Origin of the sequence: Nesterenkonia sp. DZ6 (assembly GCF_022565835.1) — a bacterium.
Taxonomy (GTDB): Bacteria; Actinomycetota; Actinomycetes; order Actinomycetales; family Micrococcaceae; genus Nesterenkonia.
In genome coordinates this window covers 619,476-641,669 of the sequence record NZ_JAJOYW010000001.1, presented here as the reverse complement: position 1 = coordinate 641,669, position 22,194 = coordinate 619,476, and the positions used below count along the sequence as shown (strand labels likewise).

At 69.8% G+C, this 22,194-nt stretch carries 21 protein-coding genes; 17 read left to right on the top strand and 4 right to left on the bottom strand.

The genetic code is table 11. The features are described 5' to 3' along the window. Positions 1-3: 3 nt before the first annotated feature. Positions 4-1,149: a GTP 3',8-cyclase MoaA gene (gene moaA / locus LTH93_RS02885; RefSeq protein ID WP_370642689.1), complete on the bottom strand. Its 1,146-nt coding sequence runs from the start codon at positions 1,147-1,149 to the stop codon at positions 4-6. Positions 1,150-1,322: 173 nt separating this feature from the next. On the opposite strand from moaA, the gene LTH93_RS02880 reads away from it, so the two are divergent. The 4 genes from LTH93_RS02880 to LTH93_RS02865 are packed head-to-tail and all read left to right on the top strand — an operon-like array spanning position 1,323 to position 4,286. After that, a complete protein-coding gene (locus LTH93_RS02880; protein ID WP_241470019.1) occupies positions 1,323-2,666 on the top strand; it encodes a molybdopterin molybdotransferase MoeA in 1,344 nt (447 codons plus the stop codon). Then, entirely contained in the window at positions 2,663-3,199 is a 537-nt protein-coding gene (gene moaC, locus LTH93_RS02875) for a cyclic pyranopterin monophosphate synthase MoaC (RefSeq protein WP_241464217.1), read from the top strand. The genes LTH93_RS02880 and moaC overlap by 4 nt, the downstream gene beginning before the upstream one ends. Further along, entirely contained in the window at positions 3,196-3,801 is a 606-nt protein-coding gene (locus LTH93_RS02870) for a MogA/MoaB family molybdenum cofactor biosynthesis protein (RefSeq protein ID WP_342357707.1), read from the top strand. Before moaC ends, LTH93_RS02870 begins: the two co-directional genes overlap by 4 nt. Further along, positions 3,798-4,286, top strand: coding sequence for a molybdenum cofactor biosynthesis protein MoaE (locus LTH93_RS02865; protein ID WP_241464219.1), 489 nt, complete (start codon positions 3,798-3,800; stop codon positions 4,284-4,286). The genes LTH93_RS02870 and LTH93_RS02865 overlap by 4 nt, the downstream gene beginning before the upstream one ends. A gap of 13 nt (positions 4,287-4,299) precedes the next feature. On the opposite strand, the gene LTH93_RS02860 is transcribed toward LTH93_RS02865, so the two are convergent. Both LTH93_RS02860 and dapB read right to left on the bottom strand, forming a co-directional pair. Continuing rightward, positions 4,300-4,752: a hypothetical protein gene (locus tag LTH93_RS02860; RefSeq protein WP_241470018.1), complete on the bottom strand. Its 453-nt coding sequence runs from the start codon at positions 4,750-4,752 to the stop codon at positions 4,300-4,302. Between the two features lie 5 nt (positions 4,753-4,757). After that, positions 4,758-5,519, bottom strand: a complete 762-nt coding sequence (dapB, locus tag LTH93_RS02855) for a 4-hydroxy-tetrahydrodipicolinate reductase (RefSeq protein WP_241470017.1) — start codon at positions 5,517-5,519, stop codon at positions 4,758-4,760. Positions 5,520-5,640: 121 nt separating this feature from the next. On the opposite strand from dapB, the gene LTH93_RS02850 reads away from it, so the two are divergent. The 4 genes from LTH93_RS02850 to galK are packed head-to-tail and all read left to right on the top strand — an operon-like array spanning position 5,641 to position 9,936. Further along, positions 5,641-6,510, top strand: coding sequence for a DeoR/GlpR family DNA-binding transcription regulator (locus tag LTH93_RS02850; RefSeq protein ID WP_241470016.1), 870 nt, complete (start codon positions 5,641-5,643; stop codon positions 6,508-6,510). Further along, positions 6,507-7,742, top strand: coding sequence for a galactose-1-phosphate uridylyltransferase (gene galT, locus LTH93_RS02845; protein WP_241470015.1), 1,236 nt, complete (start codon positions 6,507-6,509; stop codon positions 7,740-7,742). The genes LTH93_RS02850 and galT overlap by 4 nt, the downstream gene beginning before the upstream one ends. Beyond that, a complete protein-coding gene (gene galE, locus LTH93_RS02840) occupies positions 7,739-8,758 on the top strand; it encodes a UDP-glucose 4-epimerase GalE (RefSeq protein WP_241470014.1) in 1,020 nt (339 codons plus the stop codon). The genes galT and galE overlap by 4 nt, the downstream gene beginning before the upstream one ends. Further along, positions 8,755-9,936, top strand: a complete 1,182-nt coding sequence (galK, locus tag LTH93_RS02835) for a galactokinase (RefSeq protein WP_241470013.1) — start codon at positions 8,755-8,757, stop codon at positions 9,934-9,936. The genes galE and galK overlap by 4 nt, the downstream gene beginning before the upstream one ends. 43 nt (positions 9,937-9,979) lie before the next feature. Here galK and LTH93_RS02830 read toward each other — a convergent pair whose 3' ends face one another. Next, on the bottom strand, positions 9,980-11,194 hold the full coding sequence (locus LTH93_RS02830) for a heparan-alpha-glucosaminide N-acetyltransferase domain-containing protein (protein WP_241470012.1): 1,215 nt from the start codon (positions 11,192-11,194) through the stop codon (positions 9,980-9,982). Positions 11,195-11,388: 194 nt separating this feature from the next. On the opposite strand from LTH93_RS02830, the gene LTH93_RS02825 reads away from it, so the two are divergent. The 9 genes from LTH93_RS02825 to LTH93_RS02785 all read left to right on the top strand — a co-directional run bounded on the left by LTH93_RS02825 (position 11,389) and on the right by LTH93_RS02785 (position 22,129). Beyond that, complete coding sequence (locus tag LTH93_RS02825; protein ID WP_241470011.1) at positions 11,389-12,210, top strand: DUF4397 domain-containing protein; 822 nt, start codon at positions 11,389-11,391, stop codon at positions 12,208-12,210. A gap of 55 nt (positions 12,211-12,265) precedes the next feature. Continuing rightward, complete coding sequence (locus LTH93_RS02820) at positions 12,266-12,931, top strand: sortase domain-containing protein (RefSeq protein WP_241470010.1); 666 nt, start codon at positions 12,266-12,268, stop codon at positions 12,929-12,931. Positions 12,932-12,965: 34 nt separating this feature from the next. Beyond that, positions 12,966-13,523 carry an RNA polymerase sigma factor gene (locus LTH93_RS02815; RefSeq protein WP_241470009.1) on the top strand — a complete coding sequence of 186 codons (558 nt, stop codon included), beginning with the start codon at positions 12,966-12,968 and terminating at the stop codon, positions 13,521-13,523. Continuing rightward, positions 13,516-14,403, top strand: a complete 888-nt coding sequence (locus LTH93_RS02810; RefSeq protein ID WP_241470008.1) for an anti-sigma factor — start codon at positions 13,516-13,518, stop codon at positions 14,401-14,403. Before LTH93_RS02815 ends, LTH93_RS02810 begins: the two co-directional genes overlap by 8 nt. Before the next feature lie 165 nt (positions 14,404-14,568). After that, on the top strand, positions 14,569-15,486 hold the full coding sequence (dapA, locus tag LTH93_RS02805; protein ID WP_241464442.1) for a 4-hydroxy-tetrahydrodipicolinate synthase: 918 nt from the start codon (positions 14,569-14,571) through the stop codon (positions 15,484-15,486). Between the two features lie 96 nt (positions 15,487-15,582). Continuing rightward, entirely contained in the window at positions 15,583-17,265 is a 1,683-nt protein-coding gene (locus LTH93_RS02800) for a ribonuclease J (protein WP_241464236.1), read from the top strand. Between the two features lie 176 nt (positions 17,266-17,441). Next, positions 17,442-20,783 carry an FtsK/SpoIIIE family DNA translocase gene (locus LTH93_RS02795; protein WP_241470007.1) on the top strand — a complete coding sequence of 1,114 codons (3,342 nt, stop codon included), beginning with the start codon at positions 17,442-17,444 and terminating at the stop codon, positions 20,781-20,783. Positions 20,784-20,790: 7 nt separating this feature from the next. Continuing rightward, positions 20,791-21,483, top strand: coding sequence for a CDP-diacylglycerol--glycerol-3-phosphate 3-phosphatidyltransferase (gene pgsA, locus LTH93_RS02790; protein WP_241470006.1), 693 nt, complete (start codon positions 20,791-20,793; stop codon positions 21,481-21,483). Beyond that, positions 21,476-22,129 (top strand): CinA family protein, encoded by a 654-nt coding sequence (locus tag LTH93_RS02785; RefSeq protein WP_241470005.1) that lies wholly within the window; start codon positions 21,476-21,478, stop codon positions 22,127-22,129. The genes pgsA and LTH93_RS02785 overlap by 8 nt, the downstream gene beginning before the upstream one ends. Positions 22,130-22,194 lie beyond the last annotated feature (65 nt).

Genomic DNA, 22,194 nt, shown 5'->3' with positions numbered 1-22,194 from the left:
GGCTCAGCCTCCGATGGCGGACATGGAGCGGTCAGGGCGGTGGAAGCTGGCCAGATCGAAGCCTGGGCGGTCGGTGCCGTGGGCGGCGGGCTTGACCCACATCGCCTCGGCCCAGGCCTGGGCGATCTCGGCGTCGGTGGTGGCGGGGTTTCGCAGCAGGTGCATCAGGTCGAACTCCTCGTTGGAGAACAGGCAGCTCATCACTCGGCCCTCCGCGGTGAGCCGGGTGCGCCGGCAGTCCGCGCAGAACGGCTCGGTCACCGAGGCGATCACCCCGACGCGGCCCTGCGGCGGCCCGTGCAGTCCGCTGAGGATCGCGTCATCAGTTGTGCCCAGCGGGTAGACGTCGAAGCGCTCGGCCGGGGCGCCGTCGCGGTTCTCCGGTGTCGGGGTCAGGGCGAAGCGCTCGGAGAGCAGCGCCCGGGTCTCCGCGGCGGAGATCGTGCCGTCCTTGTTCCACTGCTGATCCCCGTCCAGCGGCATCTGCTCGATGAAACGCAGCTCGAAGCCGCGCTGAAGCGACCATGCCAGCAGGTCTGCGGCATGGGTGTCATTGATCCCGCGCATCAGCACCGCGTTGATCTTCAGCGGGGTCAGTCCTGCCGCGGCGGCGGCCTCGACCCCGATCAGCACCTTGTCCAGGGAGTCGCGGCGGGTCAGCTGGGCGAAGGTCTCCCGGTGCACCGAGTCCAGCGAGATGTTCACCCGGGTCAGCCCGGCCTCTGCCAGCGCGGCGGCCTTGCGCTCGAGTCCGATGGCGTTGGTGGTCATCGCGATGGGCAGATCCGGGTGATCGGCGCGCAGGGCCGCGACGATCTCGACCAGATCAGCACGGACCAGCGGCTCACCTCCGGTCAGTCGCAGCTCGCGCACCCCCAGCGTGTTCACCCCGATGTGCACCAGCCGGCGGATCTCCGCGGCGGAGAGCAGCTGGTCCTTGCTCAGCCAGGGGAGCCCCTCGGCCGGCATGCAGTAGGTGCAGCGCAGATTGCACTTGTCGATCAGCGAGATCCGCAGGTCTGTGGCGCGGCGGCCGAAGGAGTCCATCAGCCCGCGAGCCGGATCCGCGCCGCTGGTGTCGCGCCCGGTGTGACCCCCGCCCGATTCTCCGGGCCTGGATGCGCTCTGCTGGGAGGGCAGCGCGGGCATGCCCAGCTGGACCCGACTGGGTGAGGCCGGGCTCGAGGAGCTCGGGCTCACCGGGGCGGTGCTCGATGCGCCTGGAGCGGGGGCGTGGTCAGCTGGAAGCTGCTGCATCTGGCCATCGTATCCTCGCGGCCTGTCACGAGGAGATGTCACAGCCTCTGCGTAGACTGGACCCCATGTCAGAGACCCCCGACCGCGTACCCGTCGAAGAGCACATCAGCCGCCTCAGAGAGGTGCTCGGCGCCGCCCTGGGCGCCCGTGCCGCCGAGACCGTGGAGATCTCCTCCGGCGGCGTCGCCGGCCGGATCATCGCCGAGCGGCTGGTCTCCGAGGTGCCCCTGCCGGGGTTCGACAACTCCCAGATGGACGGCTTCGCGCTGCGCGCCGCCGACCTCACCGTGCATGCCGGTGAAGCCACCCTGCCGGTGGCAGGCACCACCGCCGCCGGCCAGGAGCCGGCCCTGCTGCCCATCGGCGCCGCCTTCGAGGTGATGACCGGGGCCCCGATCCCCGCCGGGGCCGACGTGGTGATCCCGGTGGAGTTCACCGACGGGTTCGGCGCCAAGGAGGTCCGCTTCACCGGACTCACCGAGGCCGACGTCGCCCGCGGCCGCTACATCCGGGAGGTGGGCTCCGACATCGACGCCGGCACCCTCCTCGCCGAACCCGGTGACGTGATCAGCCCCGCCCAGCTCGCCGTGCTCGCCGCCTGCGGCTACGCCGAGATCAGCGTGCTGGAACCGATCCGCACCCTGGTGGTCTCCACCGGGGACGAGATCCGTCGTCCCGGCTCCGAGCTGCGCCCCGGCCAGCTCTACGACGCCGACACCCCGCTGCTCGGCGCGGTGCTGGAGACCTTTGGTCACCAGGTGGAGACCTCCCGGATCGGCACCGATGATCCGGCCTGGTTCCTCGAAGCGCTGGACGCGCTGATCGCGGTGCACCACCCACACCTGATCATCACCGCCGGCGGCATCAGCAAGGGCGCCTACGAGGTGGTCCGCCAGGGGCTCGGCCGTCGCGGCATCTCCTTCGGCGTCGTCGCGCAGCAGCCCGGGGGCCCGCAGGGATGGGGTCTGCTCGAGGGTGACCTCGAGGGCCGGGGCCTGCTGCACTGGCGCTCCCAGGTCGACGACGCCCGCGCCCCGATCGCCGTCATCTCGCTGCCGGGCAACCCGGTCTCCTCGGCCGTGAGCATGGAGACCCTGGTCCGTCCCGCGCTGGCGGCGGTGGATCCCAACTGCGCCCCGCCGCGCCGGATCACGGTCCGCACGGTCGAAGACATCAGCTCCCCGCAGGGCGTCCGGCAGTTCCGTCGCGTGCGGATCCTCGATGACGCCGCCGTCGAGACCGGCGCGGCGCCCAGCGTGGAGCTCGAGGGCGGGCCCGGCTCCCACCTGCTGGGTCACCTCGCCCGGGCCGATGCGCTGCTGGAGCTGCCCGAGGACGACGTCGAGATCCCGGCCGGCTCCGAGCGGCAGGCCGTGCTGATCACCGGCCGCGGGATCGGCACCCGATGAGCGAACAGCCAGGTGCTCAGCAGACCGAGCCCGCTGCCCAGCAGCGGCTGACCCACGTCCGCGGTGACGGCAGCGCCCACATGGTCGACGTCTCCGGCAAGGAGGTCACCCAGCGGGTGGCCCGGGCTCAGGCCGTGGTCAAGACCACCGCCGAGGTCACCGCGCTGCTCGCCAGTGACGGGCTGCCCAAGGGCGACGCACTGGCCACCGCGAGGATCGCCGGGATCATGGCCGCCAAGAAGACCCCTGAGCTGATCCCACTGTGTCATCCGCTGCCGGTCGCGAAGGTCACCGTGGACCTCGACGTCGACACCCCTGCCTCGGGCTCGGTGCGCATCACCACGGAGGTGAAGACCACCTCGCGCACCGGCGTGGAGATTGAAGCATTGACGGCGGCCACGGTCGCGGCGTTGACTCTGTACGACATGATCAAGGCCGTGGACAAGGCCGCCGTGATCACCGACCAGATGGTCCTGTTCAAGGCCGGCGGCGCCAGCGGAGAATGGGCCAGGACTGAGACGGAGACCCGATGACCGACACCCCGCACGCCACCCCGCCCAAGAAGATCCCCGCCGACGCCACCGCTGAGGCTGAAGTGCCGGACCTCGGCGAGACCGACTACTCCGACGCCCAGACCTCGCGCATGATCGCACCGGTGATCGTCTCCACCCGCGCGGCCACCGGGGTCACCGAGGACCGCTCAGCACCGGTGATCGCCGAGTTCGCGAAGAAGATCGGCTTCTTCACCCGCCCCCCGGTGCTGATCCCCGACGGCGAGGGAGTCCTCGCGGCACTCTCGGAGCTGCTGGTGCAGATCGAGCCCGCGGTGATCATCACCTCCGGAGGCACCGGGCTCACCCCCGATGACCTGACCCCCGAATTCACCAAGCCGCTGCTGGACAAAGAGATCCCCGGCATCATGGAGGCGGTGCGCGCCCACGGCCGGACCAAGAACCCGCTGGCCTCGCTCAGCCGCGGCGTCGCCGGGGTCACCGGCAAGACGGTCATCGTGAACCTGCCCGGTTCTCCCAAGGCTGTCCGCGAGGGCATGGAGGTGCTGGTCCAGGTCCTCCCGCACCTCTGCGACCAGGTCGCCGACATCCGCGACCACGAGGCCTGGGACAGCGAGGAATGAGCTCGGATACACCCCAGGAGCTGAACCGGGCAGGCTTCTCCGCCGATGAGCCCTTCGAGTTTCCGCAGGAACGCGTGATCCTCGCCCAGCTCAGCGATCAGCCGCTGACCCCCGCCCAGGCAGAGGCGGAGGTCTGGGCTGAACGGGCCGGCGCCGTCGTCGGCTTCTCCGGAATCGTGCGCAACCACGACCAGGGCCAGCCCGTGCACCGGCTGAGCTACACCGCGCACCCCTCCGCGGCCGAAGCGATCGCCCAGGTGGCCGTCGACATCGCCGCGCGCTTCCCCACTGTGCGGGTCTGGGTGGCCCACCGGGTGGGGGAGCTCGCGATCGGGGACCACGCACTGGTCGCCGCCGTCGCCTCGGCCCACCGCGCCGAGGCCTTCGAAGCCTGCGCCGAACTGGTGGAGCAGACCAAGGAACAGGTGCCGATCTGGAAAGAGCAGTTCTTCGCCGACGGCAGCAAGGAATGGGTCGGGCTCTAGCCGGGTGCAGGACCTACCGGCTCGAGCGGGCCGTCTTCTCCATGGCGATCGCCTTGCGCATGTTCTTCCGGGCTCGGGTGCGATCCCCGGCGATGTCATAGGCGATGGAGAGCCGGAACCAGGAGCGCCAGTCTGAAGGGGCGGCCTCGGCCTCGGCGGCGTAGATCTTGAACTGCTCATCGGCCTGGGCGCGGTTCGCCCGGCCCCCGGCGGAGCGTTCCACGGTGTCTTCGGGCAGCCCGCCCTCGGTCTCCAGCCTCCGGCCCAATCGTTCAGTGCCGATGCCGAAGAGCAGCTCACGGCCCAGCACCCAGGCGCCCAGGATCACGATTGCCATCGCGCCGGCCCCGATCAGCTGGGCGTAGATGTCATCGACGCGCAGGAACCGCCAGGCTGAGGCCCCGGCGCCGACCAACATGATGGCGAGCAGGACGATGACCAGTCCGGTCCAGAATTTCGTCTTCACGCGGGCTACAGTCCCAGATCGAGGTAGCCGTCGAGCCCATGGGTCAGCCCGGGTCGTGAACCGACCGTGCGCAGGCCCAGCAGCACGCCGGGCATGAAGGAGGCGCGGTCGAAGGAGTCGTGGCGGATGGTCAGTTGCTCGCCGGTGGAGCCCAGCAGGACCTCCTGATGCGCGACGAGTCCGCGCAGCCGCACCGAATGCACGTGAATCCCGGCGACCTCGGCGCCGCGAGCACCTTCCAGGGCGGTCTCGGTGGCATCGGGGGAGGGGCCGACGTCGGCCGCGTCCCGAGCCTGACCCATCAGCTCCGCGGTGCGCACCGCGGTGCCTGAAGGGGCATCGACCTTCTTCGGGTGGTGCAGCTCGATGATCTCGGCAGAGTCGAAGTATTGCGCGGCCTTGGCGGCGAAGGCGGTGGCCAGCACCGAGCCCAGCGCGAAGTTGGGGGCGATCAGCACACCGGTGGAGCTGTGCGTGCTGAGCAGCTGCTCCAGAGCCTGCAGCTTCGCGGTGTCCCAGCCGGTGGTGCCGACCACCGCGTGGAGGCCGTGTTCCACGGCGAAGCGGACATTGGCCTCGGTGGACTCCGGCACGGTCAGATCCACCACATGGGTGGCCCCGGCGGAGAGGATCTCGCTGAGCTCGTCTGTGCGGCCCTGCGCGGCGACCAGCTCCATGTCCGGTGCGTTCTGAACGGCTTTCACGGCCTCGGTGCCCATGCGGCCGCCCGCGCCGAGGACGGCGACTCGAATCTCTGCTGTGCTCATCCCCCCAGCCTATCGTCCAGTCCTCCCCACCGGGGGTTCTCCCTGGACAGGTCAGGGGGTGTTGAAAACTGTTCGCTTGTGTTTGAATGTGAGCACCAGGTCGGCAAGTGAAGGGGAGTCCATGCTGGCAGCACAGCGCCGTGCCGGGATCGTCTCGCTGCTGGACGTCTCCGGGGCCGTGAGCGTCACCGAGCTCGCCGCGCACTTCGGGGTCTCGGACATGACCATCCGTCGGGACCTGGACAACCTCGCCGCCCACGGGCTCATCGCCAAGGTCCACGGAGGAGCCGTCGCCCCGGCCGATGCCGCCGCCGGCTCATCCGCGCGGCGCAGCGAGGAGCCGGGCTTCCCGGTGAAGTCAGCGCAGCGCCAGGCCGAGAAGGAAGCCATCGCCGCGGCCGCCGTTCAGCTGGTCCAGCCGGGGATGTCCATCGGCCTCTCCGCCGGCACCACCACCTGGGCGCTGGCGCACCGGCTCCTCGGCATCGGAGAGCTCACCGTGGTCACCAACTCCCCGCGGATCGCGGAGATCTTCCACCGCTCCGCCGAGCAGGCGCGGGTCGGCGGCGAAGCCCCGGAACAGACAGCCGCGGGCAGCGCACCAGCAGATCAGACCGTCATCCTCACCGGGGGAGTCCGGACGCCCTCGGACGCGCTGGTCGGCCCGATCGCGAACCAGGCGCTGCGCTCCCTGCATCTGGATCTGATCTTCCTCGGCGCCCACGGCTTTGCCCTGGAGGCCGGGTTCACCACTCCGAACCTGGAGGAGGCCGAGACCAACCGGACCTGGCTGCAGACCTCACCGCGCGCCGTCGTGCTGGCGGATCACAGCAAATGGAACGCCACAGCGCTGGGCACCTTCGCCGAGCTCGCGCAGATCCACACACTGATCACCGACACCGGCCTCGACGACGCCGCGGCCGATGCGCTGCGCGAGCAGCTCGAGGCGCTGATCCTCGCCGAACCCACCGAGACCAGGAGTCCCCGATGACCACCCCCGCCAGCGCCGCCGAGCGCCCCGCGCCCGAACCGCCGCAGCCCCTCCCCGGCGGGCATGCCGCGCAGCGCACCCGGGCCCAGCTCGCCGACGGCCGCGAGATCTTCTTCTTCGACGATGAGCCCCGCCGTCGCACCGTCGAGGACCGGCGCGAGATCTCCCGACCGGTGGGCGGCAACGAGATGCGCTATGACCCGCTGCTGCGCGAATGGGTGGCCATCGCCGCGGCCCGCCAGAATCGGACCCACCTGCCCTCCACCGATCAATGCCCGCTGTGCCCCTCGACGCCCGAGCGTGCCACCGAGGTCCCGCAGGGCCAGTACGACGTCGTCGTCTTCGAGAACCGCTTCCCCTCCTTCCGCGGCGACATCCCGATCCCCGAGGAGCTCCTGAGCACCACGACGGCGGCGCAGGAGTCTGCCGGTCTGCGCCACCCCGGCTCGGGCCGGTGCGAGGTGGTCTGCTTCACCGACCAGCACACCTCCGCGCTGGGGCAGGTCAGCGTCAGGCGGATGCGCACCGTGGTGGACGCCTGGGCGGACCGGACCGCCGCGATGCTCGCCGAACCCGGCGTCGAGCAGGTGTACTGCTTCGAGAACCGCGGCGAGGAGATCGGAGTGACGCTGAACCACCCGCACGGGCAGATCTACGGCTACCCCTTCGTCACCCCGCGCACCCGCACCCTGTTGGACTCCGCCGCGGACTACCGCGCCCGCCGCGACGCTGATCTCTTCGCCGACATCCTGGCCAGCGAGGTCGCCGACGGTCGCCGGATCGTCGCGCGCACCGAGCACTGGACCGCGTTCACCCCCGCCTGGGCGCGCTGGCCGGTGGAGCTGCACATCTACCCGCACCGCGCGGTGGAGCGGCTGCCCGAGCTCACCGACGCCGAACGCGACGACTTCGCCGCGCTCTACCTGGACCTGCTGCGCCGCGGCGACCTGCTCTTCGACTCACCCCTGCCCTACATCTCCGGCTGGCAACAGGCCCCGGCCTCGACCGCACCCGGGCTGATGCGGCTGCATCTGCAGCTGTTCTCGATCCGGCGGGCGGAGAACAAGCTGAAGTACCTGGCCGGCTCCGAATCCGGGATGGGCGTGTTCATCAATGACATCGCCCCTGAGGAGACGGCACGGCGACTCGTGGCGATCGGCCCGCAGGCGGCAGAATCAGACACGGCAGAGTCAGAGCAGGCAACACCCACCCAGACAGAGGAGACACCATGAAGCTGCTGGTCACCGGCGGTGCCGGGTATATCGGATCCGTGGTGGTGCAGCGGCTGCTCGCCGAGGGCCACACCGTGGAGGTCCTGGACAACCTGAGCACCGGCCACGCCGACTCCGTGCTGGACGGAGCGCGCTGGCACCAGGCCGAGCTGCTCCAGGTCGGTGAGATCCTGGACTCCAGCTTCGACGGTGTCGTCCACCTCGCCGCGCGCTCCCTGGTGGGGGAGTCGGTGAGCCACCCGGAGCGCTACTGGCACGGCAACATCGTCGCCACCCTCGCGCTGCTCGATGCGATGCGCGAGGCCGGGGTCGGCCGGCTGGTGTTCTCCTCCACCGCCGCGGTCTACGGGGAGCCCGCCGGATCCAGCATCGCCGAATCGGACCCGACCATGCCGACCAACCCCTATGGGGCGTCGAAGCTGGCGATCGATCACATGCTCACCGCCGAGGCCCACGCCCACGGGCTGGCCGCGATCAGCCTGCGCTACTTCAACGTGGCCGGCGCCTCCGGTGACCTGCGCGAACGCCACGACCCGGAGACCCACCTGATCCCGAACCTGCTCAAGGTCGCCGCGGGGGAGAAGGAGTCCGCCAGCATCTTCGGCACCGACTACCCGACCGAGGACGGCACCGCGGTGCGCGACTACATCCACGTGCTCGACCTCGCCGAGGCGCACCTGCGCGCGCTGCAGGCCGCCGAACCCTCGACCCACGAGATCTACAACCTCGGCACCGGCACCGGCACCTCGGTGCGCCAGGTGATCGACGCCGTCCGCGAGGTCACCGGGGCTCCAGTTCCGGCGACGGAGGAGCCCCGCCGCGCCGGGGACCCGGCGGTGCTGGTCGCCTCCGGAGCGCGCGCGCTCGAGCGGCTGGGCTGGAGCCCGACCCGCGAGGTCCGCGAGATGGTCGCCGACGCCTGGGCCGCCCTGGGGCACGAGCCCGCCGCGACCCCCGACCCACAGACCGCCGGAACCCAGACCCCCGGAGACCAGGCCCGCGGAGGCGCCGCATGAGCTCAGAGCACCTCGCGCTCGCCGAGCACTTCCACGCCGCCTACGGCCGCACCTGCACCGGGATCTGGGCCGCCCCGGGCAGGGTCAACCTGATCGGCGAGCACACCGACTACAACGGCGGCTTCGTGCTGCCCTTCGCTCTGCCTCAGGTCAGCGAGGTGGCGGCCGCGGCCCGCGAGGACCGGATGGTCCATGTGCGCTCGCTGCTCAACGGCGAGACCGCGGAGTTCAGCCTCGACGGGCTGGCCCCCGGCGTCGTCACGGGCTGGGCCGCCTATGCCGCCGGGGTGCTCTGGTCACTGGAGCAGGCCGGACACCGGCTGCCCGGCCTGGACCTGCTCATCGACTCCACGGTGCCCATCGGCGCGGGACTGTCCTCCTCGGCCGCCCTGGAGTGCTCGGTGGTGCTGGCGGCCACCGACCTGGCCGGCGTCGACCTGCCCGCCGCGGAGCTGGCCCGGCTCGCGCAGCACGCGGAGAACGACTTCGTGGGCATGCCCTGCGGGATCATGGACCAGATGGCCTCGGTCGCCGCCGAGGCCGAGCACGCGCTGCTGCTGGACACCCGCAGCATGAGCACCGAACAGGTCCCGTTCACCCTGGCCCCGGACGATCTCGCGCTGCTGGTCATCGACTCCCGCGCCGAGCACCGCCTCGTGGACGGCGAGTACGCCGCCCGCCGCACCCAGTGCGAGGCCGGCGCCCGGACGCTGGGGGTGCAGAGTCTGCGCGAGCTCACCGACGACGGGGTCGCGCCCGAGGAGCTGCCGGCGCGGCTCCCCGACGAGGTCACCCTGCGACGGGTCCGGCACGTGCTCACCGAGAACGCGCGGGTGCTCGCCGCCCGGGAGGCGCTGCGCACCGGCGCATACGCCCAGCTCGGTGAGATCCTTTCTGCATCCCACGCCTCTGCCCGCGATGACTTCGAGATCACCGTCGAAGAGACCGACACCATGGTGCAGACGCTGCTCTCGGTGCCGGCCTCCGATCACGTGCAGCCCGCGCTGGGGGCCCGGCAGGTGGGCGGAGGATTCGGTGGGTGCGTGATCGCGCTGATCCAGGCGGACTCCTTCGACGGGCTGCTCGCCGCGGTCCAGGACAATGCCCGCCGGCGCGGCTTCACCGAGCCCACCGGCTTCCTGGCGCACGCCTCCGCCGGAGCCCGCCGCCTCGCCTGAGCGCCGTGCGGGAACCGCCGCCGTGCCTGCTCCGGGCGAGGACCTAGCGGCCCGCGACGGCGTTGCCGGCCGCGTGGGCCAGCGCCTCCAGCGGGCCGCGACGGCGCAGGATGAAGCGCAGCAGACCCGCGCCCAGGGCGCCGATGATGAGGATCATCAGCATCTCCATCGGCGAATACTCGGTGAGGAAGGTCAGGAAGTCCGGCACCGGAGCCCCGCGCCAGAAGTGCAGCACCACGATGTGGGCCACGTAGAGGGTCAGCGGCATCGAACCCGCGCCGATCAGCGGTGCCAGCAGCCAGCGCAGCTTCTCCGCGACCAGCAGGCACAGCCCCAGCACCAGCATCGAGGTGCCGATGGTGTGGATCAGGTCCATGGTGGAGCCCTCATGGGGGGTGGCAAGCAGAAACCACAGGTCCTCGGTGACCAGCGGAACCTGGAAGGTTCCGACCAGCAGCTCGGCGCGCATCTCGGCGCTGGACCAGCCATAGCGGGCCGCCAGTTCGGGGATCAGCGAGGACTGCCAGAGCATCCACAGGTGCACCGCGTAGCTCGTCGCGGCCAGCACGAGACCGATGCCGGCCAGCTTCAGCGCGGTGGGGGCGCGGTGCAGCTGCAGCCGGCCGATGGCCATGCCGGTGAAGAGGTAAGCCGGCCACAGCAGCAGCGGATAGTATCCGGTCAGCGCCAGATCCATGCCCAGCACCGACGGATTGGCCAGGTCGGCGACGCCGGGGGAGTGCCAGAGCCGCCAGATGTCGGGGAATCCCTCCCAGGAGCTGCGCAGATCGTTGTGCAGCCACCAGAACGCCACCGGGGCCGCGGCCACCCAGGCCCCGGCGAGCGCGAACAGCGGCACCGCACCCAGACGCAGGAACGGCAGCGCGAGCAGGAAGAGCAGGCCGTAGTGCACCAGGATGATCGCCACTCCGGAGTTCAACGAGGCCAACAGCAGCCCGATCACCACCACGACCAGCGCGCGCCCCGCCACAGCCTTGCGGTCCCCGGCGAGCTGCGCCCCGGAATGGGGTCGGCCGGCGCCGCCGCTGAGCAGCGAGAGCCCCACCCCGGCCAGCATCGCGAACAGCGCGGAGGGCCGTCCGGTGAAGAGCAGCCCGGCCCAGCTCGCGTCCTGACCGGGCTCAGAGATGGTGGGCAGCGCGTGGACGCTCATCATCCCCAGCAGCGCGAGACCGCGGGCGGCATCGACACCGGAGATGCGGCGCGGACGTACGGAGGTGGTGCCAGCTTTGATCACCGTATGTACGTTACTGCTTCCTCGGGCCGACGATCGCCGAGCACCTGGTGGGCGCGCCAGCGGACCACGTGAGCGGCCCGGGAGAAAAAGTTTCGAATCCGCTGCAACCTTTTCGCGGCTCCGACGGTAGTCCTGATGTGAGCACAAAAAGTGATCACCATCACTGCCTTCAGGCACCCTGAAAGGACAACGCCATGCGCAAGTCACTTCCACTCGCCACCACCGCTCTCGTCGGGATGGCCATCGCTGCCACCGCGGCCCCTGCCTACGCCGACGAGCATGAGGCCTCCGCTCAGCTCTCCGTGCTGCACGCCGTGCCGGACCTTCCCGTCGACGTCTACGTCAACGGCGAGCTGACCCTCGATGACTTCAACCCAGGTGACCTGGCCGGGCCGCTGGAGCTGCCGGGCGGCGACTACGAGATCGCGATCACCGCCGCCGACGCCGCCGATGCCTCGGATCCGGTGCTCGGCCCCGTGGACGTCTCCCTGGAGGGCGGCGGGAACTACACCGCAGCCGCCCACCTGGACGCCGACGGCAACCCGACCGTGACCGCGTTCGGCAACGACACCTCGGAGCTCGCGGCCGGTGAGGGTCGCCTCACGGTGCGCCACGTGGCCGCCGCCCCCGAGGTCGACATCTGGGCCAACGGCGAGGTCGCCGTCGAGTCGCTGGCGAACCCGGACGAGGCCGCGCTGGAGCTGCCTGCCGGCACGCTTGAGGCCGCCGTGTCTCTGGCCGGCGAGTCTGACCCGGTCATCGGCCCGGCTGATGTCGACGTCGCCGAAGGCGTCAACACGATCGTCTACGCCTGGGGCTCCGCCGCGGACGGCAACCTGGCTCTGGCAACCCAGACGGTCGACGCCGCGCACTCCTCGCCAGACGGCGTGCCCACCGGCAACTTCGAGGTCGTCGCCGGCCAGTCCACTGCCGGCTGGGTCGCCGGCATCGGCGTGCTGACCCTGATGGGCGTCGGCGCCGTGGCCATGGGTGCCCGCGCCAAGAGCCGCGCCTGAGATGAACAACCACCGTCGTCGCCTGCGGGCGGGTCACTCCGCCAGCCTGGCTCTCATGCTCACCGCTTCTCTGGTCGCAACAGGGTGCGCCACGGGGACTGCGGCCAGCTCCGAGGGCCAGGCGGCGGCGGTCTCGGCCTCCGGAGCATCCCCGGGACCGTCGGCGTCTTCCCCTTCGCCGACGGCCCCCGGATCTCCGGAGGCCACCCCCTCAGTCCTGAGTCCCGGATCCGTCCCGGTCCAACCTGCCGAGCAGGGAGAACAGGAGCCCACTCCCGAGCCCGTGCAGGTGCTCTCCCCGGAGATCTCTCCCTACACCCCGGTGGCGCCGCGCGGCGTCGCCGGGGATGGCCAGATGGACATCCCCGACGACGCCGCCCAGGCGGCCTGGTACGAATACGGCAAGGCGCCGGCCGATGAGGTCGGGACCACCGTCATCTCGGCCCATGCCGGCTCGCAGGAGACCCCGGTCGGGCCGCTCTATGCATTGAAGGACTCCAGTCCGGGTGAGGAGGTGACCGTCCTTGACGAAGCCGGAGATGCACATCACTATGAAGTCACACAGGTGGAACAGCTCGGCAAGGACGGCCTGGACTTCGCTCCGTATTTCGAGCGGACCGGGGAGCACCGTCTCGTGCTGATCACCTGTGGGGGTCAGTGGATCGATGAGCGCAGCAGCTATGCGGACAACATCATCGTGGTCGCCGAACCCCTCGATTGAGCAGGCGACAGCTCCGGTTGCGCCTGGCCTGCCCGTGCCCCCCGACCGAGGAGTCGCTCTGGATCATCAGCACCTTGCGATGCGCTTCGCGGCCGGGGAGCCCGCAGCCATGCACGACCTCTACCGCCAGCACGGTAGCTTCGTGTTCTCCCTGTGTATGGCCGCGCTCCGGCATCGTCAGGACGCAGAGGATGCCACCCAGCAGGTTTTCACCCGGGCCTGGCGTTCACGGGACACCTACGACATCACCCATCCCACCGGCGCCTGGCTCACCGGGATCACCCGGCGGGTGATCGCCGATGTCTTCGCCCGGCGGGAGAAGGATCTGCAGGCAGCCGAGGCCGGGGCCGACGCGGCTGCGCGCGACGGTGCGCCGCAGCCGACCGACGCCGTGGTCGACCGAGTGGTGGTCCAGCAGAGCCTGAATCAGCTGGGACCGCCGCAGAATGAGATAATTCGTCTGGCCTACACCGAGGACCTTCCGCTCAAGATCATCGCGGAACGCCTGGAGATGCCGCTCGGCACCGTGAAATCCCATGTCCACCGGGGACTGGCACGCATGAGACAAAGTCTGGAGGTGCATAGTGACTGAACAGATTCCCGCGCGGAACGGTTTCGGCACCAACGGGCACCTGACGGACGAGTACCTGGCGGTCCTGGCCGATCCGCGGCTCGCCCACACCGAGTCGGCCGCCGACCAGACTGATGATCAGACCTTGGACCAGATCCACCCGCCACTCCCAGCTGCCCAGCGCGAGCACCTCGGACTCTGCGGGCCCTGCCACGCGGCCTTCGAGGCCACCGAGCGTGCCATGGAGGCGCTGCGGGATCCCGCCGCGCTGCACGAGCCCCCCGCCGGGCTCTGGGACCGGATCGCCGCCGAGATCGCAGCGACCCCGGAGCATGCCTCGGACCGGAGCGCCTCGATGGCCTCGGTCACCGAGCTGCGCCCCCGGACCAGTGAGCGGAACAGCCGCCGGCAGAGCCAGCGGGAACCTTCCCAGCGCAGCCGCGCCTGGATCCCGCTCGCGGCAGCCGCCGCAGGCGCGTTGCTCGGCGGCGCGGCGGTGGCAGCTGTGCTCGGCCAGGGAGACGCCGCCGAGGTGGAGCTTCCCGTGGCCGTCCCCACAGTCGTCGGCGACGCCACCTTGGAACCGGTGGCCGCAGAGGACTTCACCGGCCGCGCCGAGATGGTCGAGACCGAGGCGGGGGCCCTGGAGCTCACCGTAGAGATCTCCGCGGCCCCGGACCCCGAGGCCGGATACTTCGAGGTGTGGCTGCGCGATGAGGACGGCACCCAGCTGATCTCCCTCGGCTCCGCCACCGCCGGCTCCACCACCTTCACGGTGCCCGCCGGCATCGATCTGAGCCAGTACCCCGTGGTCGACGTCTCCCACGAGCACTTCGACGGGGACCCCGGGCACAGCGGCATCACCCTGGGCGCGGGTCCCATGGAGGAAGCCGACATCTGACCCCGCGGCCGGGTCTCGGCCAGGATCCGGTCAGGTCTCGGCCCAGTCCCGGTCAGGTCCGCGCGGAGTTCCTGCCCGTCGCTGGCCCGTCGGCGGGGCCCACGCGGTAGGCTGTTGCTTATGGCAAGCGACAACGAGCCCACACACGAATTCGATCCGCACCTCATGGAGGGGCAGGTCCAGCACCCGGATCAGACCGACCCGTACTTCGGGCACCTGATCACGGCGATGGTGACGCCTTTCACCCCCGATGACAAGATCGATTTCGAGGCCTTCGAAGCGCTTGCCGTCAGGCTCGTCGAGGAGGGCAACGACTCCCTGGTGGTCTCGGGCACCACCGGTGAGACCTCCACGCTGGAGGACCACGAGAAGGAATCCCTGGTCCGCGCGGCCAAGTCCGCCGTCGGAGACCGGGCGAAGGTCATCGCCGGCACCGCGACCAACCACACCGACCACGACCTGCTCATGGCCAAGCGCGCCGAGCGCGCCGGGGCCGACGGCCAGCTGGTGGTCACCCCGTATTACAACAAGCCCAGCCAGGACGGAGTGTTCGCGCACTTCACCGCGGTGGCCAATGCCGCTGACCTGCCGCTGATGGTCTATGACATCCCCGGACGCACCGGCATCCCGATCGCCACCGAGACGATCCTCAAGCTCGCCGAGCACCCGCACATCATGTCGCTCAAGGACGCCAAGAACGACATCACCGCCACCACCGAGGTGCTCACCAAGACCGACCTCGAGGTCTACTCCGGCGATGACCAGAATGTGCTCGCCTGGATGGCGATGGGCGCCGCCGGAGTCGTCTCGGTCACAGCCCACGTGGCGTCCCCGACCTTCCGACGGATGATCGACGCGGTGCTCAACTACGAGCTGCGCGAGGCGCGCATCGCCCACGGCGAGCTTGGCCCCGTCATCCGCGCGATGATGACCCGCGTCCAGGGCGCAGTCTCCTGCAAGCAGGTGCTCAACTGGCTCGGCACCGGGATGCACCCCAGCGTCCGCCTGCCCCTGGTGCAGGCCAACGAACTCGAGAAACAACTGATCATCGCCGACCTGCGCGAGGCAGGCTGGCAGCTCTGAGGGACCCGTTCGAAGAACGGGCTGCCAGCGGAGCAGAGAACGCAACCACTACACAATTGAGGTCCCCACCGGGATCTCTCGAGGAGGAATCTCACCTTGGCAGCACAGCGCCTCATCACTCCACCGAAACTCCGCCGCGGCACCCTGCGCACCGTCGCCCTTGGCGGCCTGGGGGAGGTCGGGCGCAACATGACGGTCTTCGAGATCGACGGCAAGCTGCTGATCGTCGACTGCGGCGTCCTCTTCCCCGAAGAGGAACAGCCCGGCGTGGACCTGATCCTTCCTGACTTCAGCTACATCGAGAACCGGCTCGACGACGTCGTCGGTCTGGTCCTGACCCACGGCCACGAGGACCACATCGGGGCCGTCCCGTACCTGTTGCGCAAGAAGCCCGACATCCCCCTGATCGGCTCCACGCTGACCCTGGCATTCATCGAGGCCAAGCTGACCGAGCACCGGATCAAGCCCTACACGCTCGAGGTCAAAGAGGGTGACATCGAGGACTTCGGCCCCTTCCAGTGCGAGTTCATCGCGGTCAACCACTCCATCCCGGACGCGCTGGCCCTGTTCATCCGCACCGAGGCCGGCACCGTGCTTCACACCGGTGACTTCAAGATGGACCAGCTGCCCCTGGACGGGCGGATCACCGACCTGCGCCACTTCGCCAAGCTCGGCGAAGAGGGCGTGGACCTGTTCCTCACCGACTCCACCAACGCCGACGTCCCTGGCTTCACCACCCCGGAGAAGGAGATCGGTCCGACCCTGGACCAGCTCTTCGGCACCTCCAACCGGCGGATCATCGTGGCGTCCTTCTCCTCCCACGTTCACCGCGTGCAGCAGGTGCTCAACGCTGCCCACGCGCACAACCGCAAAGTGGCCTTCGTCGGCCGCTCGATGGTGCGCAACATGGGCATCGCCTCGAAGCTCGGGTTCCTGGACGTGCCCGAGGGCATCCTGGTGGACATGAAGAAGGTGGACAACTACCCCGACTCCGAGGTGGTGCTGATGTCCACCGGCTCGCAGGGCGAGCCGATGGCCGCGCTCTCGCGCATGGCCAACGGCGACCACCCGATCCAGGTGGGTGACGGCGACACCGTCATCCTGGCCTCCTCGCTGATCCCCGGCAACGAGAACGCGGTCTTCCGCGTGATCAACGGGCTGCTCAAGCTCGGCACCGACGTGATCCACAAGGGCACCGCCAAGGTCCACGTCTCCGGACACGCCTCCGCCGGTGAGCTGCTCTACTGCTACAACATCGTCAAGCCCAAGAACGTCATGCCTGTCCACGGCGAGACCCGCCACCTGATCGCCAACGGCAAGCTCGCCGAGGATACCGGGGTCCCCAGCGACCGCGTCATCCTCGCCGATGACGGCTCCGTGGTGGACCTGCACAAGGGCGTCGCGCAGATCGTCGGCCAGGTCGAGTGCGGCTACGTCTACGTGGACGGCTCCTCGATCGGCGAGATCACCGACAACGACCTCAAGGACCGACGCGTCCTGGGCGAAGAGGGCTTCATCTCCGTGGTCGTGGTGGTCAACCGGCAGACCGGCAAGATCATCTCCGGACCAGATATCCACGCCCGCGGCGTCGCCGAGGAGGATCAGGTCTTCAAGGACATCAAGCCGAAGATCTCCCGCGCGCTGACCGAGGCGATCCAGGACAACAAGGAGCACACCACGCATCAGCTGCAGCAGATCGTGCGCCGCACCATGGGCTCCTGGGTGGCGCGCAAGCTGCGCCGCAAGCCGATGATCGTCCCGGTGGTCGTCGAGACCTGATCCATCGGGTCGCCCCGCCCGGGTCAGCTCGACCTGCACCGGTCAGATCTGCACCATCACGCCGCTGGGCCTCGCATCATGCGGGGCCCAGCGGCGCATCCGGCGCAAGGGTGTGACGGGGTCCAAAGGTGTGCCGATCGGTGACCGGACCCGGCATCGAGGGTAAGTTAGCCTCTATGGCGACACGTACTTCCCCCTCGCGAGCCGCCAGCACCAAAGGAAGCAAGACCTCCAAAAGTGCATCCGGCCGCGCGACGACGTCGAAGAATCCCTCCAACCCACCGGCAGAGTCCCCCCGCGGGAACCTGCTGGCCTCCGCCGCACGCGGCTTCTGGCTGGCCCTGGCCACGCCGGTGGCCTCTGCTGTGCGCGGGATCGGTCGGCAGGTGAAGGTTCACCCCGATGATCGCCGCGACGGCGCCGGACTGGTGTTCTTCCTGCTCGCGCTGCTCACCGCGGTGGTCGACTGGTGGGGAGCCCGCACCCTGGATCACTGGGCGGTCAACCTGGTGCACACCTCCACTGCGGGGACCTTCGGCTGGGCCTCGGTGATCCTTCCGCTGATCCTGTTCATCGCCGCCGTGCGCTACTTCCGCGCACCCCAGGAGCATGCCGGCAACGCCCGGATCGCCGCAGGCAGCGCCATCATCCTGGTCGCCTCGGCCGGGGTCGTGCACCTGGCCAACGGTCTGCCCACGATCAACGAGGCCTTCACCGTCGGCGACGACGGCACCTTCACCGCCCTGCTGAACTCCGGGGGAGTCATCGGCTACCTGGTCAGCGTCCCGCTGGCCTCCCTGGTGACCCCCTACCCGGTCTGGGCGCTGCTGCTGCTCGCGCTGCTCGCCGGACTCCTGGTCATCACCGACACCCCGCTGCGCCGGGTCCCCGACCGTGTCGCGGTCGCCAAGGGCTTCATCGTCGGGGAGCGCCGCGAGCCGCTCGAGGATCCGAGTCTTCCCTCCGGCGGCTCGGCCCAGCAGTCGGCACCCGCGCAGAAGTCGGGCTCGAAGTCAGCGTCCAAGTCAGCGCCCGCATCACAGTCAAAGTCTCACGACGACGACGCCCAGGCCCGCCCGCGTCGCGCCGCCCGCCACGCCGAGGACGGCGGCGGCGAGGGCCGCACCAAGAAGTCCCTGCTGTCGAAGATCATGGGCACCAAGCAGGATACCGAGGACTCAGACACCGACTCCTTCGGCCACGAAGACCCCGAGGCCAGGCGCGCCACCGAGGGCGCCTACGAGGACCCGGTGTTCAACGAGTCCGAGCAGGACTCGTTCGGCTCTCCGGCAGTGCCTGCCGGGGTGCGCCGCCCCACCGCCCAGGAGCGCGCCATCCAGCGCGCCCGGGAGAAGGCCGCACCGGCAGCCGCAGCCCACGCGGCACCCGCCGCAGCGGCGGCGCCTGCCGTGCCGCCGTCGGGCGTTCCGTCCTCCGCGGGACTGAAGCGCAATCCCAACCCCGAGGCGCCCGCTCCGGCCGCCGCCATGCCGGTGCGCTCGGAGCAGCTCACCCTCGGTGGCGACGTCACCTACACGCTGCCCGAACAGGGGCTGCTGCCCTCGGGTCCGCCGGCCAAGGAGCACACCGCCGCCAACGACGAGATCGTCCACGCGCTGAACCAGACCTTCCAGCAGTTCAAGGTCGAAGCCCAGGTCACAGGGTTCTCCCGCGGCCCCACCGTCACCCGGTACGAGGTGGAGCTGGTTCCCGGCACCAAGGTGGAGAAGGTCACCGGGCTGGAGAAGAACATCTCCCTCGCCGTGGCCTCGAACGAGGTCCGGATCCTCTCGCCGATCCCGGGCAAGTCAGCCATCGGCATCGAGATCCCGAACAAGGACAAGGAAGTCGTCGCCCTGGGTGACGTGCTGCGCTCCAACGCGGCGCGGAAGACCGAGCACCCGATGGTCATGGGTGTGGGCAAGGACGTGGAGGGCGGCTTCGTCGTCGCCAACCTGGCCAAGATGCCGCACCTGCTCGTCGCCGGCGCCACCGGTGCGGGCAAGTCAGCGTTCGTGAACTCCATGGTCACCTCGATCCTGATGCGCGCCACCCCCGATGAGGTGCGCCTGGTCATGGTGGACCCCAAGCGGGTGGAGCTCACCGCCTACGAAGGTGTCCCGCACCTGGTCACCCCGATCATCACGGACGCCAAGAAGGCCGCCGAGGCGCTGCAGTGGGTGGTCAAGGAGATGGACAACCGCTACGACGACCTCGCCCACTTCGGCTATAAGCACGTGGACGACTTCAACAAGGCCGTGCGCAGCGGAGCGATCCAGCTGCCGCCGGACTCCAAGCGCGACCTGCGCCCCTACCCGTATCTGCTTGTGATCGTCGATGAGCTCGCCGACCTGATGATGGTCGCTCCGCGCGACGTCGAAGACTCGATCGTGCGCATCACCCAGCTCGCCCGCGCCGCCGGCATCCACCTGGTGCTGGCCACCCAGCGTCCCTCGGTCAACGTGGTCACCGGGCTGATCAAGGCGAACATCCCCTCCCGGATGGCCTTCGCCACCTCTTCCTCCACCGACTCCCGCGTGGTGCTTGACTCGGTGGGCGCCGAGAAGCTGCTCGGACAGGGCGATGCGCTGTTCCTGCCGGCAGGTCGGCCCAACCCGATGCGCGTGCAGGGGGCCTGGGTCAACGACTCCGAGGTCCACGCCGTGGTCGAGCATGTGAAGTCCCAGCTCAAGGCCCAGTACCGCGAAGACGTGGTGCCGGAGAAGGTCTCGAAGAAGATCGACGAGGACATCGGCGACGATCTCGACGTGCTCCTTCAGGCCACCGAGCTGGTGGTCACCACCCAGTTCGGCTCCACCTCGATGCTCCAGCGCAAGCTGCGCGTCGGCTTCGCCAAGGCCGGGCGACTGATGGACCTGATGGAATCCCGCGGTGTGGTCAGCGCCTCCGAGGGCTCCAAGGCCCGCGACGTGCTGGTCTCCCCGGAGGAGCTCCCCGGCCTGCTCGCCATGATGCGCGGCGAGGAGCCGCGGGCGGCGGCGCCCAGCGAGGCCGCACCGGAGGCGTACGACAACACCGGGATCGAATACGAGCCCGGCCAGTCGGTGCAGACCGCGCCCAGCGGCATCCTCGGGGTCGCAGAGCCTGCGCACAGTCCGACGTCAGCCGCAGGCGCCGGCTCCGCCTACTCGGCGGCCTCCGGTCACTCCGCCCACTCGGCCGCTTCCGGTCACTCCGCTCCGTCCGGTCACTCGGCGGTCTCCGCCGTCTCGGCGCCGGATCCGGCTGGCTATCCGACGACCCAGCCCACCCAGATCCAGCCGATCCAGCCGCGCGAGGGCAGCGACTATCCCGCTCGCGGCGAGGAGGAGCCCACGCAGACCGCACCCCCCCAGGCTGTCGGGCAGCGCCAGGTCAGCCGCGCCTCGCTCTCCAGCGCCGACCTGATCGCCCGTGATCTCGCCGAACGCACGGCGGCCCTGCCGCAGGCGAGGGACTATCATGACGGGCACGACTCCACATCCGGCGAGGATATGTGGGAATTGACCGGACGTTGAGAGACTCATGACTGACACACCGCGCGAACGAGACGCACAGACCGGGCAGCCGGCCGAACCGCCGCTGCTCAACATCGCCAACATCCTCACCATGGTGCGCATAGCGCTGGTCCCGGTCTTCATCTGGCTCCTGGTGCTCGACGCCCAGGGCGAGGTGTTCGGCGGGTCCGGCGAGGCCACCAACGGCGGATGGCGCTGGGCCGCCGCCGGGGTCTTCGCACTGGCGGTGCTCACCGACAAGATCGATGGCGACCTCGCCCGGTCCCGCAACCTGGTCACCGACTTCGGCAAGATCGCTGACCCCATCGCGGACAAGCTGCTGATCGGGGCCGGCCTGGTCATGCTCTCGCTGCTCGGTGAGCTTCCCTGGTGGGTGACCATCGTGATCCTTGCCCGTGAGCTCGGCGTCACCGTGCTGCGCATGGTCGTGATCCGCTACGGCGTGATGCCGGCCTCCCGCGGCGGCAAGCTCAAGACGGTGCTGCAGTCCGCCGGCCTGCTGCTGATGCTGCTGCCCCTAGTGGTCATCGCGACCTGGCTGGCCGACGTCGCCTTCTGGATCATGATCCTCGCCCTGGCCGTCACCGTGGTCACCGGAGTGGACTACCTGATCTCCGCGATCCGGATGCGCCGCCGGGTGCGCCAGGAGCGTGCAGACTCTGCCGCGGCCGAGCACCCCAGGTCGCCCGACGATGACTGATCTCTCCAGCGAGCCCGACCGGATCTCCGGACAGGCCGGAAAGGTCGCCCGCGCCGCGGAGCGCCGGACCGAGCCGCGCACCATCATCCAGAGCCTGGGGCACCGGGGCCTCACCCTGGCCACCGCTGAATCGCTGACCGCCGGCGGTCTCTGCTCCCGCATCGCCGAGGTGCCCGGCACCTCGGTGGCGCTGCTTGGCGGCGTCGTCGCCTATTCCAGCGCCGTGAAACGTAATGTTCTCGACGTCGATGCGCAGCTGCTCGAGGATCGCGGCGCCGTGGATCCCGATGTCGCGGCGGCCATGGCGCGCGGCGTCGCGTTCTGCACAGGAGCCGATATCGGCATCGCGACGACCGGCGTGGCCGGGCCCGAACCTCACGAGGGCAAGGACGTGGGCACGGTCTATCTGGGGCTGGCCTGCAGAGAGTCCTCAGCCGAGCGGCTCGGACTGCGCCTTCCCGCCGGCTGCGAACCGGCCTCGGCGGGACTGGCCCCCGAGACCGCCGAGACGTGGATCTCTGGATCCCTGCTGCTGGATCTGCACGGTGACCGCGCAGAGATCCGCGCCGCCTCGGTGGAGGGCGCATTGAAACTTGTCGAAGACTTCTTGCTCACCGAACCTCATGGCATCGGGGATCGGGACTAGAGTAGGCGTATAGGGACCTTCAGCCACCCCGGGAAGAAAACACCTGCCAAGACCGTTGACGACAG

Excerpts from the sequence above, each read along its gene's own strand:
- galE (WP_241470014.1), top strand. The coding sequence starts at position 7,739 with ATGAAGCTGCTGGTCACCGGCGGTGCCGGGTATATCGGATCCGTGGTG.
- dapA (WP_241464442.1), top strand. The coding sequence starts at position 14,569 with ATGGAGGGGCAGGTCCAGCACCCGGATCAGACCGACCCGTACTTCGGG.
- LTH93_RS02865 (WP_241464219.1), top strand. The coding sequence starts at position 3,798 with ATGAGCTCGGATACACCCCAGGAGCTGAACCGGGCAGGCTTCTCCGCC.
- moaC (WP_241464217.1), top strand. The coding sequence starts at position 2,663 with ATGAGCGAACAGCCAGGTGCTCAGCAGACCGAGCCCGCTGCCCAGCAG.
- LTH93_RS02850 (WP_241470016.1), top strand. The coding sequence starts at position 5,641 with ATGCTGGCAGCACAGCGCCGTGCCGGGATCGTCTCGCTGCTGGACGTC.
- galT (WP_241470015.1), top strand. The coding sequence starts at position 6,507 with ATGACCACCCCCGCCAGCGCCGCCGAGCGCCCCGCGCCCGAACCGCCG.
- LTH93_RS02795 (WP_241470007.1), top strand. The coding sequence starts at position 17,442 with ATGGCGACACGTACTTCCCCCTCGCGAGCCGCCAGCACCAAAGGAAGC.
- LTH93_RS02880 (WP_241470019.1), top strand. The coding sequence starts at position 1,323 with ATGTCAGAGACCCCCGACCGCGTACCCGTCGAAGAGCACATCAGCCGC.
- LTH93_RS02785 (WP_241470005.1), top strand. The coding sequence starts at position 21,476 with ATGACTGATCTCTCCAGCGAGCCCGACCGGATCTCCGGACAGGCCGGA.
- LTH93_RS02820 (WP_241470010.1), top strand. The coding sequence starts at position 12,266 with ATGCTCACCGCTTCTCTGGTCGCAACAGGGTGCGCCACGGGGACTGCG.
- moaA (WP_370642689.1), bottom strand. The coding sequence starts at position 1,149 with ATGCCCGCGCTGCCCTCCCAGCAGAGCGCATCCAGGCCCGGAGAATCG.
- pgsA (WP_241470006.1), top strand. The coding sequence starts at position 20,791 with ATGACTGACACACCGCGCGAACGAGACGCACAGACCGGGCAGCCGGCC.
- LTH93_RS02870 (WP_342357707.1), top strand. The coding sequence starts at position 3,196 with ATGACCGACACCCCGCACGCCACCCCGCCCAAGAAGATCCCCGCCGAC.
- galK (WP_241470013.1), top strand. The coding sequence starts at position 8,755 with ATGAGCTCAGAGCACCTCGCGCTCGCCGAGCACTTCCACGCCGCCTAC.
- dapB (WP_241470017.1), bottom strand. The coding sequence starts at position 5,519 with ATGAGCACAGCAGAGATTCGAGTCGCCGTCCTCGGCGCGGGCGGCCGC.
- LTH93_RS02825 (WP_241470011.1), top strand. The coding sequence starts at position 11,389 with ATGCGCAAGTCACTTCCACTCGCCACCACCGCTCTCGTCGGGATGGCC.